General features: G+C 72.6%; 11 protein-coding genes. 3 read left to right on the top strand and 8 right to left on the bottom strand.

Features of this window, described 5'->3' with window-relative positions:
* Positions 1–102: 102 nt before the first annotated feature.
* Positions 103–993 carry a GNAT family N-acetyltransferase gene (locus tag ACWCPM_RS12960; protein WP_450976186.1) on the top strand — a complete coding sequence of 297 codons (891 nt, stop codon included), beginning with the start codon at positions 103–105 and terminating at the stop codon, positions 991–993.
* Positions 994–1,096: 103 nt separating this feature from the next.
* On the opposite strand, the gene ACWCPM_RS12955 is transcribed toward ACWCPM_RS12960, so the two are convergent.
* From ACWCPM_RS12955 to ACWCPM_RS12935, 5 genes are all read right to left on the bottom strand, one after another.
* The gene (locus ACWCPM_RS12955; protein WP_450976185.1) at positions 1,097–1,426 is read right to left on the bottom strand and encodes a hypothetical protein; all 330 of its coding nucleotides are present in this window, start codon (positions 1,424–1,426) and stop codon (positions 1,097–1,099) included.
* 149 nt (positions 1,427–1,575) lie between these two features.
* Complete coding sequence (locus tag ACWCPM_RS12950) at positions 1,576–2,565, bottom strand: malate dehydrogenase (RefSeq protein WP_450976184.1); 990 nt, start codon at positions 2,563–2,565, stop codon at positions 1,576–1,578.
* A gap of 621 nt (positions 2,566–3,186) precedes the next feature.
* Complete coding sequence (locus ACWCPM_RS12945) at positions 3,187–4,332, bottom strand: DUF2690 domain-containing protein (RefSeq protein WP_450976183.1); 1,146 nt, start codon at positions 4,330–4,332, stop codon at positions 3,187–3,189.
* Positions 4,333–4,698: 366 nt separating this feature from the next.
* Complete coding sequence (locus ACWCPM_RS12940) at positions 4,699–5,202, bottom strand: DUF3017 domain-containing protein (RefSeq protein ID WP_450976252.1); 504 nt, start codon at positions 5,200–5,202, stop codon at positions 4,699–4,701.
* 184 nt (positions 5,203–5,386) lie between these two features.
* The gene (locus ACWCPM_RS12935) at positions 5,387–6,241 is read right to left on the bottom strand and encodes a bifunctional methylenetetrahydrofolate dehydrogenase/methenyltetrahydrofolate cyclohydrolase (protein ID WP_450976182.1); all 855 of its coding nucleotides are present in this window, start codon (positions 6,239–6,241) and stop codon (positions 5,387–5,389) included.
* 272 nt (positions 6,242–6,513) lie between these two features.
* Here ACWCPM_RS12935 and ACWCPM_RS12930 point away from each other — a divergent pair, with 272 nt between their 5' ends.
* A complete protein-coding gene (locus ACWCPM_RS12930; RefSeq protein WP_450976181.1) occupies positions 6,514–7,137 on the top strand; it encodes a hypothetical protein in 624 nt (207 codons plus the stop codon).
* A 120-nt stretch (positions 7,138–7,257) separates the two neighbouring features.
* On the opposite strand, the gene purH is transcribed toward ACWCPM_RS12930, so the two are convergent.
* Positions 7,258–8,823, bottom strand: a complete 1,566-nt coding sequence (purH, locus tag ACWCPM_RS12925) for a bifunctional phosphoribosylaminoimidazolecarboxamide formyltransferase/IMP cyclohydrolase (RefSeq protein WP_450976180.1) — start codon at positions 8,821–8,823, stop codon at positions 7,258–7,260.
* Positions 8,820–9,458 carry a phosphoribosylglycinamide formyltransferase gene (gene purN, locus ACWCPM_RS12920; RefSeq protein ID WP_450976179.1) on the bottom strand — a complete coding sequence of 213 codons (639 nt, stop codon included), beginning with the start codon at positions 9,456–9,458 and terminating at the stop codon, positions 8,820–8,822. Before purN ends, purH begins: the two co-directional genes overlap by 4 nt.
* A gap of 385 nt (positions 9,459–9,843) precedes the next feature.
* Between purN and ACWCPM_RS12915 the strand changes: the two genes are divergently transcribed.
* On the top strand, positions 9,844–10,638 hold the full coding sequence (locus ACWCPM_RS12915) for a hypothetical protein (RefSeq protein WP_450976178.1): 795 nt from the start codon (positions 9,844–9,846) through the stop codon (positions 10,636–10,638).
* Here ACWCPM_RS12915 and ACWCPM_RS12910 read toward each other — a convergent pair.
* Positions 10,635–12,671: a cell division protein PerM gene (locus tag ACWCPM_RS12910; protein WP_450976177.1), complete on the bottom strand. Its 2,037-nt coding sequence runs from the start codon at positions 12,669–12,671 to the stop codon at positions 10,635–10,637. The two genes, ACWCPM_RS12915 and ACWCPM_RS12910, sit on opposite strands and share 4 nt — an antisense overlap.
* Positions 12,672–12,696 lie beyond the last annotated feature (25 nt).

Raw genomic sequence — 12,696 nt, 5'->3', positions numbered from 1 at the left:
TCGCCGAAAGTGTGCCGCCTCACTGACAATCCGGACATAGAGCAAGAAATCAATACACCGATCCCATGGACCTGCCGCAATCCTTTGACTAAAGTCAAAGAAATGGAGGCAGTCTCGGAGCAGGTCGCGGCTTTCCGCCGCTTCAACCGCTACTTCACCCGCCGCATCGGCGCCCTCGACGACCACTACCTCGGCCAGAACCGCCCCCTGGGCGAGGCCCGTCTGCTCTTCGAGATCGGCGACGGCGTTCCGCTGCGTGAACTGCGCGCCCGGCTCGGCCTGGACGCCGGTTATCTGAGCCGGATGGCGAAGGCGCTCCAGGCGCAGGGCATGGTCCGGCTGAGCGTCCACACCGGCGACAACCGGCTGCGCATGATCGAGCTCACCCCGGCCGGCCGCGTCGAGGTCGAGGAACAGAACCGCCGGGCCGACTCCCTGGTCCACGGCATGCTCGACGGCCTCACCCCGGCCCAGCGCGCCCGGCTCGCGGAGGCGATGACGAGCACGGAACGGCTGCTGCGGCTGGCCGCCATCACCGTCGAACGCGTCGACGGCGCGTCCCCGGACGCCCGCGCCACCCTCGCCGCCTATGCCGCGGAACTGGACGAACGGTTCCCCGAGGGCTTCGACGCCACCGACCTCGTGGGCCCGGAAGAGGTGTCCGGCGACTCGGGGGCCTTCCTCGTGGCGTACGAGGACGGCCGCCCGGTCGGCTGCGGCGGGCTGCGGCGGCTGACGCCCGATGCGGGCGAGATCAAGCACGTGTGGGTGCACCGGGACGCGCGGCGCCTGGGGCTCGCCCGCCGCATCCTGGCGGAACTGGAGCGCGAGGCGGCCGAGCGCGGCTTCGGCACGGTACGGCTGGACACGCACTCCGTGCTCACGGAGGCGCGGACGATGTACCGGGCGGCCGGCTACACCGAGATCCCGGCGTACGCCGAGCACGTCTACGCCGGCCACTGGTTCGAGAAGCGGCTCGGCCGGACCGCCTGACCCGGCCGACGGCGCCTACGCGTCCTTCGCCGAAGCAGGCGTGACCCAGCCGACGGCACCTACGCGTCCCTCACCGAAGCACGCGTGACCCGGCCGACAGCACCTACGCGTCCTTCGCCGAAGCGGACTTGGCCAGCTGCGCGGCGCTCAGGAGGCTGAGGCCGGGGGCCGCCTCGCGCAGGTGCTTGATCGCCGCGACCGAGTCGGTCGGCCCCTCGTACCCGACGGCGTCCAGCCGCTCGCGCACCCAACGGGCCCTTGCCTCGTCGTCGGTGGCCGCGGCGACCTGCTCCGCCAGTGCGACGGCCCGCTCCAGGCCCGGCCGTTCCTCCGGCCCCGCCTCGGCCAGGGCGCGGCGCAGTGCCGCCACCGCGGCATCGGCGTCGCGCACGAAGAGGATCTCGGCTTCCGGGTGCTTGCTCCGTCCGAACATCTGGCCATCCTCGCCGCTGATCCGCTTGCCGGGCCAGGGAGTTGAGCACCTTCTGAGCCTCGTCGGCGACGCCGCCGGGCGCAGCGCGAGTACGACGACCCCCGGTCCGTGGCGGCGGACCGGGGGTCGTACGGCTGTGTCGCCGCAGGTCAGATGAGGCCGAGGCCGCGGACCGCCTCGCGCTCCTCCGCCAGCTCCTTGACGGAGGCGTCGATGCGGGCGCGCGAGAACTCGTTGATGTCCAGGCCCTGGACGATCTCGTACTTGCCGTCCTTGACGGTGACCGGGAACGAGGAGATCAGGCCCTCGGGGACGCCGTAGGAGCCGTCCGACGGGATGCCCATGGAGACCCAGTCGCCCTCGGGCGTGCCGTTGACCCAGGTGTGGACGTGGTCGATGGCGGCGTTGGCGGCGGACGCGGCCGAGGAGGCGCCGCGCGCCTCGATGATGGCGGCACCGCGCTTGGCGACGGTCGGGATGAAGTCCTCGGCCAGCCACTTCTCGTCGTTCACGACCTCGGCGGCGTTCTTGCCGGCGACCGTGGCGTGGAAGATGTCGGGGTACTGGGTGGCGGAGTGGTTGCCCCAGATCGTCAGCTTCTTGATCTCGGAGACCGGCGTGCCCGTCTTCTTCGCCAGCTGGGTCAGCGCGCGGTTGTGGTCCAGGCGGGTCATCGCGGTGAAGCGCTCCGCCGGTACGTCCGGGGCGGCGGCCTGCGCGATCAGGGCGTTGGTGTTGGCCGGGTTACCCACGACCAGGACCCTGATGTCGTCGGCGGCGTGCGCGTTGATGGCCTGGCCCTGCGGCTTGAAGATGCCGCCGTTGGCCTCCAGGAGGTCACCGCGCTCCATGCCCTTGGTGCGCGGGCGGGCGCCCACGAGGAGGGCGACGTTGGCGCCGTCGAACGCCACGTTCGGGTCGTCGCTGATCTCGATGCCCTGGAGGAGCGGGAACGCGCAGTCGTCCAGCTCCATCGCGGTGCCCTCGGCGGCCTTGAGCGCCGGGGTGATCTCGAGAAGGCGGAGCTTGACCGGCACGTCCGCGCCGAGCAGCTGGCCGGAGGCGATGCGGAAGAGCAGGGCGTAACCGATCTGGCCGGCCGCGCCGGTGACGGTGACGTTCACGGGAGTGCGGGTCATGGCGTTCTCCGTATGACAGCTGGCGGTGGGGCGTCCCTGCCCCGGCTTTTTGATCGATCTCTTGGCATCAAGAGATCGATCCAGCGGTCAGGCTATCGCGCCTCCGGCACCCCGGGCGTCCGGGTCGGTGTGGCCCGGCCCACAGAGCCCCCGAAAGACCCGGGTGACGCTCGGAAAAGACGGCGGCCGCCCGTCCGGGAGAGAAGAGACGGGGCGGCCGCCGGTGGGGGTTCCGTTGCCGGACTCCCGTGGGGGTACTGTGCGCGTGCCCGGGATCGGGGATCGCATGCGTAAGGGCGGCGTTCTTTTTCCGCGGGCCCTTTCGAGGAGCCCCCGCATCGAGGCCCTGCGTCGAGGCCCCGCTTCGTGGCACTTCCTCACCTCGTGGCCCATCCCCGCCTCGCGGCCCCCCTCGCTAGGCGACCCCTCCTCGCCTCGCGGCCCTTCCCTGCCCTGTCGCGCCTCCGCTCCGTGGCTTTTCCTGCTTCGAGGCTCCCCGGCTGCGATGCTTCCCGGCTGCGAGGGCCCACGCTTCGTCGCGTCCCGAGCTGCGAGGCGCCCCCGCTTCGTCGCGCCCCAAGCTTCGAGGCACCCCAGCGTCGTGGCGTCCCGCCGGTCGTCCTACTGCGTGCAGCCCCGCTCCCCCGACGCGAGTCTCGCGCACGCGGTGGCCTCGTCGGCGTCCCTCACCGCGATCATCGGGGTGTACGCGAGGGTGTCGCCGAGATCCGTGATGGAGCCGTTGAGTCTCCTGTCGCCCACGCTCACCTGGACCTCGTCGCCCCGCACGGCCTGGGTGACACGGCCCCACACCGCACCGCAGACCTCGCTGTAGCGGACCTCGACGACGGTGGCGCCGACGGTCGCCGACCGGACGGTGGTGACGAGGTCGCCGCCGCACCCCATGGCCTCGGCATCCTTGCCGGTGCAACTGTCGCCGGCGCACTTCACTCCCGGCGGTAGGTCGGCATCGGTGCTGGCGGACGGGGACAGGGCCGGGGACGCGCCCGTGGTCTTCTTCCTGCCGTCGTCGTCTTTGCCGACGTAGTGGACGGCACCGGCGGCGACGACCACGACGGCGGCGCCCGCGAGGAACATCGCGAGCCGCCGCCTGCCCGCACCGCCGCCGGGGCCGCCCGGCGGGGCCGGTGCCGGAGCGCCCGCGGCGAGTGCCCGTCCGGCCGACGCCGGGGCAGTCCCCGTACCGGCGCCTCCGCGGCCGCCCGCACGGGCCGTTCCCCTGTGTCCGACGACCCCCCACGAGTTGGCGTCCGGCCGGGAACCGGCGTCACGGGCGTCCGCGTCGGCCGCCGTCGGCTGGGCCGGCACCGTCGGTGGGACGCCCCCCGGGCCCGCGACGCCCGGAGCGGCCGTCGCACCGGCGCCCCCGCGGAACCTCCTGCCCCCGGCGGCGCCCGGGGGCGCGCCGAACTCGCCGAGCGCCGCGCGCGCCTGCGCGATCCGGAGCGCCTCCATGGTCATGTCGTGACGCATCTCCGAGCGGCTCCAGGCGCGTTCGGCGAGCTCCCACATCGTGGTCAGATGGACCGGGTCGGTGCCGGTGACCTCGGCCAGCGCGACCACCGCGCCCTTGGGGGCGAGCAGTCGGCCGTTGAGATAGCGCTCCCAGGACGTCCTGCTGTATCCGGTGCGGTCGGACAGTACGGACACGCTCATGCCGCCGCGGTCCACGAGCCGCCTCAGCTGTTCGGCGAACTCCCTGATCTGCGGATCGAGTTCCTCCGGCAGGGCTTTCCAACGAGGCATCGCTTCCCCCTGCTTCCCCCCGAGTGTGCCGCGGCACGCGCGGGACGTCCCGGACCATCCCCGATCGGGCAGATTAGCCCCGATGTGCGGCGCCTTGAACCGGCTTCCCGAACCTGTCAATACATCGACACAACGGGCACACACCGGAGACCTCCGACGCCTCAGGGGTGGCCGACGCACCCAGACACCACCGGCCTTGGCCGTCGCGGAGCCCGGAAACCGTAGCGGAACGGTCACTTCCGTGCCACAGCGCACGGACAGCCGTTGAACAGGCCCTTCGTCGTGCGGGAGTTTGGTTGCGGCGGCGGCCCGTCCCGCCTCGGGGGAGGGGATGGGCCGCCGTTCCTGACGGGTGGTCCGGCGCGGCTAACTGCGCACGGTGAAGTGCAGGGTGTCCTTGAGGAACGGGACTTCCAGCAAGGGGTTCGGCTGGGCCATCAGCGCCAGCAGGACGATCGTCAGGCCGAGGACGCCGTAGGTGGCGATGTCCGTGAAGCGCGAACGCACCGCGAGCATGCCGACGCCCGGCAGCACCCAGCGCATCACGGCACCGCCGACCAGCGCGACGCCGACCAGCAGGGTGCCGATCCGGAACGCGTCGAACGCCGTCAGCAGCAGGCCGAGACCGACGAGGCCCAGCACGGCGAGCATCGGCCACTGCCGCGCCGGCGCGGGCGCGTCACCGCCCGCCGCCCGGCCGCCGCCCTCGGGCCGCGCGGTGTCCTTGGTGAACAGGGGGAAGCGGCGGGTGGCCCGTCGGGGCGTCCCCTCCTCGTCCACGACACTGATCGCGTCCCGCACGGCGAGCTCGGCGTCCTGGACGGCCTCGTCCGCGCCGCCCGCGTCCGGCGCGGAACCGTTGCGGGACACGCCGTTCGGCGAGCGGTCACCGAGCGGCGCGAAGCCGTTGCGGGACACGCCGTTCGGCGATCCGTCGTCGAGCGACACACCGCTGTGCGGCACGCCGGTGGCCGACCTGGCGTCGTCCACCGCGGCATCACCGCCCGGTGCCGCGGTCCCCTGCCGCTCGGTGGTCCCGGTTTCCTCGGGCGACTCAGGCGACACTGCGTTCCGCCGCCTCGACCACGTTGACGAGCAGCTGGGCCCGGGTCATGGGACCGACACCGCCGGGGTTCGGGGAGATCCAGCCGGCGACCTCCGCGACGCCCGGGTGGACATCCCCGACGATCTTGCCCTCGGCGCTGCGCGAGACGCCGACGTCGAGGACGGCCGCCCCCGGCTTGACGTCCTCGGGCCGGACGAGGTGGGCGGACCCGGCGGCGGCGACGATGATGTCGGCGCGCCTCAGGTGGGCGGAGAGGTCACGCGTGCCGGTGTGGCACTGCGTCACCGTCGCGTTCTCGCTGCGCCGGGTGAGCAGCAGCGGCATCGGCCGGCCGATCGTCACACCGCGGCCGACGACCACGACCTCCGCGCCCTTGATCTCCACGCCGTGGCGGCGCAGCAGGGTCAGCACGCCGTTGGGGGTGCAGGGCAGCGGCGCGGGCTCGTTCAGGACCAGCCGGCCCAGGTTCATGGGGTGCAGCCCGTCCGCGTCCTTGTCCGGGTCCATGAGTTCGAGGACGCGGTTCTCGTCGATGCCCTTGGGAAGCGGCAGCTGCACGATGTAACCGGTGCACGCCGGGTCCTCGTTGAGTTCCCGTACGACCGCCTCGATCTCCTCCTGCGTCGCCGTGGCCGGCAGCTCACGCTGGATGGAGGCGATACCGACCTGCGCGCAGTCACGGTGCTTGCCCGCGACGTACTTCTGGCTGCCGGGGTCGTCCCCGACCAGGATCGTGCCGAGGCCGGGCGTGACGCCCTTCTCCCTCAGCGCCGCCACGCGGGCGGTCAGATCGGACTTGATCTCGGCTGCGGTGGCCTTGCCATCGAGAATCTGGGCGGTCATGGCCCCATCCTCCCGGATGACCGCCCCCCTGTTCCAATCCGGGTCGTGAGGGGCGGCGAGAGCCCCGGTCCCGGCGTATCCGCCCATGATCGACGATGTTGCACTTGCACAACACATAGGGAATGCGGCTGGACAACCGGCCCACGGCTGAAGAACGATTGTGAGCACAGTGTCGCGGGCAGTACCGGGGGGACGCACCGCATCTGTAGCAACCTTCCTCCGTATCCGCCGCGCGTCGTCCCCGCACACCAGGCAACGGAGGAAAGACCGCCATGAGTTTCGGCGACCCGAACAACCCCTACGGCGCGCCGCAGGGTCAGCAGCCGGGCTACGGCTACCCCCAGCAGCCCGCCCCCGGTCACGGCTACCCGCAGGCCCCACCCGCCGGCTACCCCGGCTACCCCGGGTCCAACATGATGGCGCCGCAGTCCATGCCGGGCCTGCTGGTCACTGCCCGGGTGTTCCTTTTCATCATCTCGGCGGTACAGATCCTGGGGGGCATCATCTGGCTGTATGTCGCTGCCTTCGTCAACGACATCACCGACACCGCGGACGAACTGTCCACGACCTCCGACAGCCCGTTCACGTTCGGCGAGGGCGGCGACATGGCGGCGGGCCTGCTGGTGTTCGTGGCCCTGGTCGCACTGTCCCTGGCCGCGCTGTCGATCACGCTGGGCGTCAAGTTCGGCAAGGGCGGTCAGGGTATCCGCATCACCACGGTGGTCTACGGCGCGCTGGGCACCATCCTCGGCCTGATCGGCCTCTTCGTCGGTCTGGACTCCGGAATGGCCTCGGCCACGATCTTCCCGCTGCTGTGGGTCGCGTTCGGCGCTGTCATCACTGCCGCGCCGGTCGTCCCCAGCGGCACGGCCTGGTTCGCCCGTCCGCGTTACTGATCCCTTCGCGACCGCACGATGCCCGGCAGAACCCGAGGGGCCGTGTCTCACCCCATGTGCAGGGAGACACGGCCCGGTGCGTCACCCGTGCCTCGGCACGGGAACCCCGACCAGTGCCGCTCAGTGGAAGAAGTGGCGCGTTCCCGTGAAGTACATCGTCACGCCCGCCTTCCGCGCGGCCTCGACGACCTGCTCGTCGCGGACCGAACCGCCCGGCTGCACCACGGCCTTGACGCCCGCCTCCGTGAGGATCTCCAGCCCGTCGGGGAACGGGAAGAAGGCGTCGGAGGCCGCGTAGGAACCCCGCGCCCGCTCGACACCGGCCCGCTCGACCGCCAGCTTCGCGGAGTCGACCCGGTTGACCTGCCCCATGCCGACGCCGACCGAGGCGCCGTCCTTGGCCAGCAGGATCGCGTTGGACTTGACCGCCCGGCACGCACGCCAGGCGAAGGCCAGCTCGGCGAGTTCCCCGGCGGTGAGTGCCTCACCGGTCGCGAGGGTCCAGCCGGCCGGGTCGTCGCCGTCGGCCTGGAGCCGGTCGGTGACCTGGAGGAGGGCGCCGCCGTCGACGGGCTTGATCTCGACGGGGCTGCCGGGGCCCTCGGGGCTGCGCAGCACGCGGATGTTCTTCTTCTTGGCGAGGGCTTCGAGCGCGCCGTCCTCGTAGCCAGGCGCGACGATGACCTCGGTGAAGATCTCGGCGACCTGCTCCGCCATCTCCTTGCTGACCGGCCGGTTGACGGCGATCACGCCGCCGAAGGCCGACAGCGGGTCGCAGGCGTGCGCCTTGCGGTGCGCCTCGGCGACGTCGGCGCCGATCGCGATGCCGCACGGGTTGGCGTGCTTGATGATCGCGACGCACGGCTCGTCGTGGTCGTACGCGGCACGGCGGGCGGCGTCCGTGTCCGTGTAGTTGTTGTACGACATCTCCTTGCCGTGCAGCTGCTCCGCCTCGGCCAGGCCGCCGCCCGTGCCGTCCACGTAGAGCGCGGCGGGCTGGTGGGGGTTCTCGCCGTAGCGCAGGGTGTTCTTGCGCTCCCAGGTGGCCCCGAGGAAGTCCGGGAACCGCGACTCGTCGACCGGCGCGTACTCGCTCGCGAACCAGGAGGCCACCGCCACGTCGTACGCCGCCGTGTGCTGGAACGCCTCCGCGGCGAGCCGCTTGCGGGCGGCGAGGTCGAAGCCGCCGTCCTTCACCGCGGCCAGGACGTCGCCGTAGCGGGCGGGGCTGGTGACGACGGCCACGGACGGGTGGTTCTTGGCGGCCGCGCGCACCATGGAGGGGCCGCCGATGTCGATCTGCTCGACGCACTCGTCGGGGCTCGCGCCGGAGGCGACGGTCTCACGGAACGGGTAGAGGTTGACCACGACCAGGTCGAACGGCTCGACACCGAGCTCCTCGAGCTGCCGCCGGTGGTCCTCCAGGCGCAGGTCGGCCAGGATGCCCGCGTGCACCCTCGGGTGCAGCGTCTTGACCCGGCCGTCCAGGCACTCGGGGAATCCGGTGAGCTCCTCGACCTTGGTGACGGGGACGCCGGCGGCGGCGATGCGGGCGGCGGTGGACCCGGTGGAGACGAGGGCGACACCCGCCTCGTGCAGGCCGCGCGCGAGGTCTTCGAGGCCCGTCTTGTCGTAGACGCTGACGAGCGCCCGGCGAAGGGGCCGCTTGTTGCTCTCGGCGGTCACTGGATAACTACCTTTCGTCCCTCAATGCGATGGCCGTGGCGGGCGAGCCGCCCCACGACCTCGACGAGCAGCCTTCGCTCGACTTCCTTGATGCGCTCGTGCAACGCGCTCTCGTCGTCCTCGTCCCGGACCTCCACCACTCCCTGAGCGATGATCGGCCCGGTGTCGACGCCGTCGTCGACGAAGTGGACGGTGCAGCCGGTGACCTTGGCCCCGTACGCGAGTGCGTCACGGACGCCGTGGGCGCCGGGAAAACTGGGGAGCAGGGCGGGATGGGTGTTGACGAAGCGCCCGCCGTACCGGGCCAGGAACGCCTTGCCCACGATCTTCATGAACCCGGCGGAGACGACGAGATCGGGCTCGTACGCGGCGACGGCGTCGGTGAGGGCGGCGTCCCATGCCTCACGGGTGGCGAAGTCCTTGACCCGGCACACGAACGTGGGCAGCCCGGCCCGCTCGGCGCGCGCCAGGCCCTCGATGCCGTCGCGGTCGGCCCCGACGGCCACGATCTCGGCCCCGTACACCTCGGCGCCCTCCGTCGCGATCGCATCCAGCAGCGCCTGCAGATTGGTGCCGGATCCGGAGACCAGGACGACGATGCGCCTGGCGCTGCTGGCCACGGGCTTGGCGGCCACGGTGGAGCCCTTTCTCGGGGGGAGCGTTTGTATGGTCGTACGAATGCTTCGGCCCCCCGGATACGGGGAAGCCTACGAAGCGGTCGACCGTCAGCAACGATACCGGCACACCGGACGGCCCCCACGGGACGGGGGCGTGGCCGGGAGGTAGCGTCTGGGAGGGCGGTCTCGGGAACGCGGGAGGTGTGCGACGCGTTCATGGGAGGGCGGTTCCCGTCACGATCCGGTCAGATCCACAGCCGGATCCAGTCGAGTCCGGTTCCAGCGGATCCACTCGTTGCCCGTTGTTCTCAGCTGTACCCAGCCGTACCGAGTTTTCCAGTTGTTGTTTCCAGTTGTTTCCAGTTGACTCCAGTTGCTTTCACAAAGGGAAGACGCTCACTTGATGTCGGACCGCAGCCCGCGACTCCTCACGCTCCCCCAGCAGTCGGCGCAGCGAGGGGAGCGCGCCGGCGTGCTGCTGCGGGAGCGCTCCAACTCGTCGCCCGACGCGACGTCGGGTGACGCCGGCGGCGGTCGGCAGGGCGGTACGGGTCAGGACGACAACCCGTTCGCGCCGCCGCCGGAGGGCGCCCCCGACCAGCCCTGGCAGCCTCGGCGGCCGTCGGGCGACAACGGCGACTCCTCGGGCCCGGACGGCGCGCGAGGGAACGGCAGGCGTCCGGCCTGGGGCAGCCAGTGGAGCGACCGGCAGCCCGGCCGCTCCTCCGGCGGAGGCTTCGGCGACCGGCCCGGCGGCAACCCCGAGGGGTCCGGCGGCCCGACCCCGGGCATGCGCTGGGACCCCACGGACCCCGCACAGCGCCGGGCGCGCTACGCGCTGCTCGGAGGCATGTGGGCCTTCTTCTTCGCACTGTTCAGCTGGACGTACGTGGCGCTGCTGCTGGGTGCGCTGGCGCTGTACTGGGGCATCAGCGCCCTGCGCACCAAGCCGCGCACGCCGTCGCCGGACGCCCCGGCCACCACCACGCCGCCGGCCCGCCCGCAGACCGCGGCGGCGGTGAGCGGTCTGGTCACGGCGTCGCTGGCGATCGCGCTCGTCGGCGCGGCCTTCACGGCCCAGCTCGTGTACCGCGACTACTACACATGCACCAGCGACGCCCTCACGAACGAGGCACGGCAGGCGTGCAGCACGCTGCTGCCGGAGCAGTTGCGCAATGTGCTGGGGGCCAACGCCTAGGCGGTTCCCGGGTCGGACGGGTCGTCGGGACTCTTGGAGCGCCTCTTGGAGTGCGGCTTCGCGAGGTCGACGGGTGCCTCGGTCTCAGGGGCCTTCCGAAGGTGGGGGGTTCCGGCGGGAAGGCGGGCTTCGGTCGGGACGAGGGCTTCCGTCGGGACGAGGGCTTCAGGCGCAGCGGCCGGCTCCCGTGCCTCCGTCTTCGCGGAGACCTCACGCAACGCCGCCCAGCGGGCCTCGCGGGCGGCGTCGTCATGGGGCCAGGGGGACGGGGGACTGAAGGGGAAGGGTTCGTACGCCTCGTAGGTGTCGTCCGGGTCGTATGTGTCGTAGGCGCCGGGCGCGTCGTCCAGGACCGTGTCGTCCTGGTCGTCGTCCTGGTCGTCCTGGTCGTGCTGGTTCTCCGCCCCGTCTCCCTCCGCATCGTCCGTCGTGCCGGTGTCGTGCGGGTCTTCCGTGACGGCGGAGGTCTCCGGGGCCCGGGCTTCCGAGGCGGCGGATTCCGGGGCCGGGACTCCAAGGTCGGGGGACGGCGCGCGCGACGCGGGGAACTGGAGCAGTTCGGGCTCGGTGTCGCCCGGTTCCCTGCCGGCCGTCGTCCTCGCGTCCTGTGCCGCCCGCGCGACCGGGTCCTTTTTCCCTTTCGCCGCCGGCGGCCCGCCCGCCATGAGCGGCTTCCCGCCCCTCGTGGCCGACGTCGCCACCGGTTCCGTGCCCGACCTGCTCCGGTACCACCACCACCGCACCACCAGCGCGACCGGCGCGGCGACGATGGCCACCCACGCCAGGGCCGCGAGGCCCACCTGCCACCACACCGGCCCGAAACGGGTGAGCGCCTCCACCCCCAGCGGCCCGCCGGCCAGCCCCGCCAGCAACGCCGACCAGGCCCCGCACAGCACCGCCGCCATGCCGGCACACCCCACCGTCCGCCCAGGCGACCATGGCCCGGCGCCGGTCTCTCCCACGGTCCCGGCCCACACGGCCGCCCGTCCCGTGAACCATCCGACCGTCACCCCGGCCGCCACCGGCACCGCGGCCGCCGCCCAGTGCAGCGGCGTCATGGCGCCCGCACCCGGTACCGCCGCGAGCAGCGGGAACTGCGGCAGCAGAGGCACCGGACCGGAGGCGAGCGGCCCCGCCATGTGCCCGGCGCCCAGCGCGAACCCGGGCCCGAGGGCGTAGGACGCGCCCCACACCGCCGCGTTCGGCACCAGCGCGAGGCACAGCAGCAGTACCGCGAACCGCCCGGACCACCCCTCCGTCAGCTGCGCGAAGGCCACCCGGGCGGCCGGGCCGTGCCACACCAGTGACACCGCGACCAGCAGGGCGCCGCCCCCGACCAGCACCGCGGCCCCGGCCGTCGCCGCCCGCGCCGCCGCGGCGAGCCGCTCCCGGTTCCGCGCACCGAGCAGGGGCCGGCGCAGCGGCCCCAGCAGTCGCAGCAGGCGGGCCACCGGCCGACGCGGCTGCCCGTACGCCGTCCACACCCCCGCCCCCGCCGCGCCCATGGTCACGAGCGGCACGCACACCGCGGTCCCTTCCCAGTCCGGGCGCAGCACTCCCCCCGCCGCGTACGCCGACGCGGCGGCACCGACGGCGAGATAGCCCAGCACCACTCCGGCCCATGCCGTGCGCCCGGCGACCAAAGGGGCCGGCCCGTCCCCCGCGAAGGCCCCGTCCACCGCGTCGCGGGCCGCCCGGTGCACCAGCCACACCGGCAGGGCGAGCAGCAGCATGGGGGTGAGCCCCATGGGGGCGGGGACACCGCTCAGGGTGTCGGTGCGGACGAGTTCCGCGCCGTGCGCCAGCAGCCAGAGCGCCGCCGCCACGTGCAGCGCGCCGCCCGGCCCGCTGTCGGGATAGGGCGAGCTGATCCACAGCGCCATCACCAGCACGGCGAACGAGCCCAGTCCCAGCCCGGCCGCCACCACACCGCTGAAGAGACAGGCGGCGAGGCCGGGCGACCGGCGGCGCATCCGGGAGAGCCGGGGAGTCGGCGGAGTTCGGCGGTCGGTCATCAGGGTCACGTCGGCCATGCTCCCAACGACACGCGCTTTCCCG

This window comes from Streptomyces sp. NPDC002309 (genome assembly GCF_053593375.1).
Note: the sequence above shows the minus strand (reverse complement) of the source record. Positions and strands in the feature narration are given on the sequence as shown.

Bases quoted from the DNA above. Each gene is read 5' to 3' on its own strand.
- ACWCPM_RS12960 (WP_450976186.1), top strand. From the start codon at position 103: ATGGAGGCAGTCTCGGAGCAGGTCGCGGCTTTCCGCCGCTTCAACCGC.
- ACWCPM_RS12955 (WP_450976185.1), bottom strand. From the start codon at position 1,426: ATGTTCGGACGGAGCAAGCACCCGGAAGCCGAGATCCTCTTCGTGCGC.
- ACWCPM_RS12950 (WP_450976184.1), bottom strand. From the start codon at position 2,565: ATGACCCGCACTCCCGTGAACGTCACCGTCACCGGCGCGGCCGGCCAG.
- ACWCPM_RS12945 (WP_450976183.1), bottom strand. From the start codon at position 4,332: ATGCCTCGTTGGAAAGCCCTGCCGGAGGAACTCGATCCGCAGATCAGG.
- ACWCPM_RS12935 (WP_450976182.1), bottom strand. From the start codon at position 6,241: ATGACCGCCCAGATTCTCGATGGCAAGGCCACCGCAGCCGAGATCAAG.
- ACWCPM_RS12930 (WP_450976181.1), top strand. From the start codon at position 6,514: ATGAGTTTCGGCGACCCGAACAACCCCTACGGCGCGCCGCAGGGTCAG.
- ACWCPM_RS12915 (WP_450976178.1), top strand. From the start codon at position 9,844: ATGTCGGACCGCAGCCCGCGACTCCTCACGCTCCCCCAGCAGTCGGCG.
- ACWCPM_RS12910 (WP_450976177.1), bottom strand. From the start codon at position 12,671: ATGGCCGACGTGACCCTGATGACCGACCGCCGAACTCCGCCGACTCCC.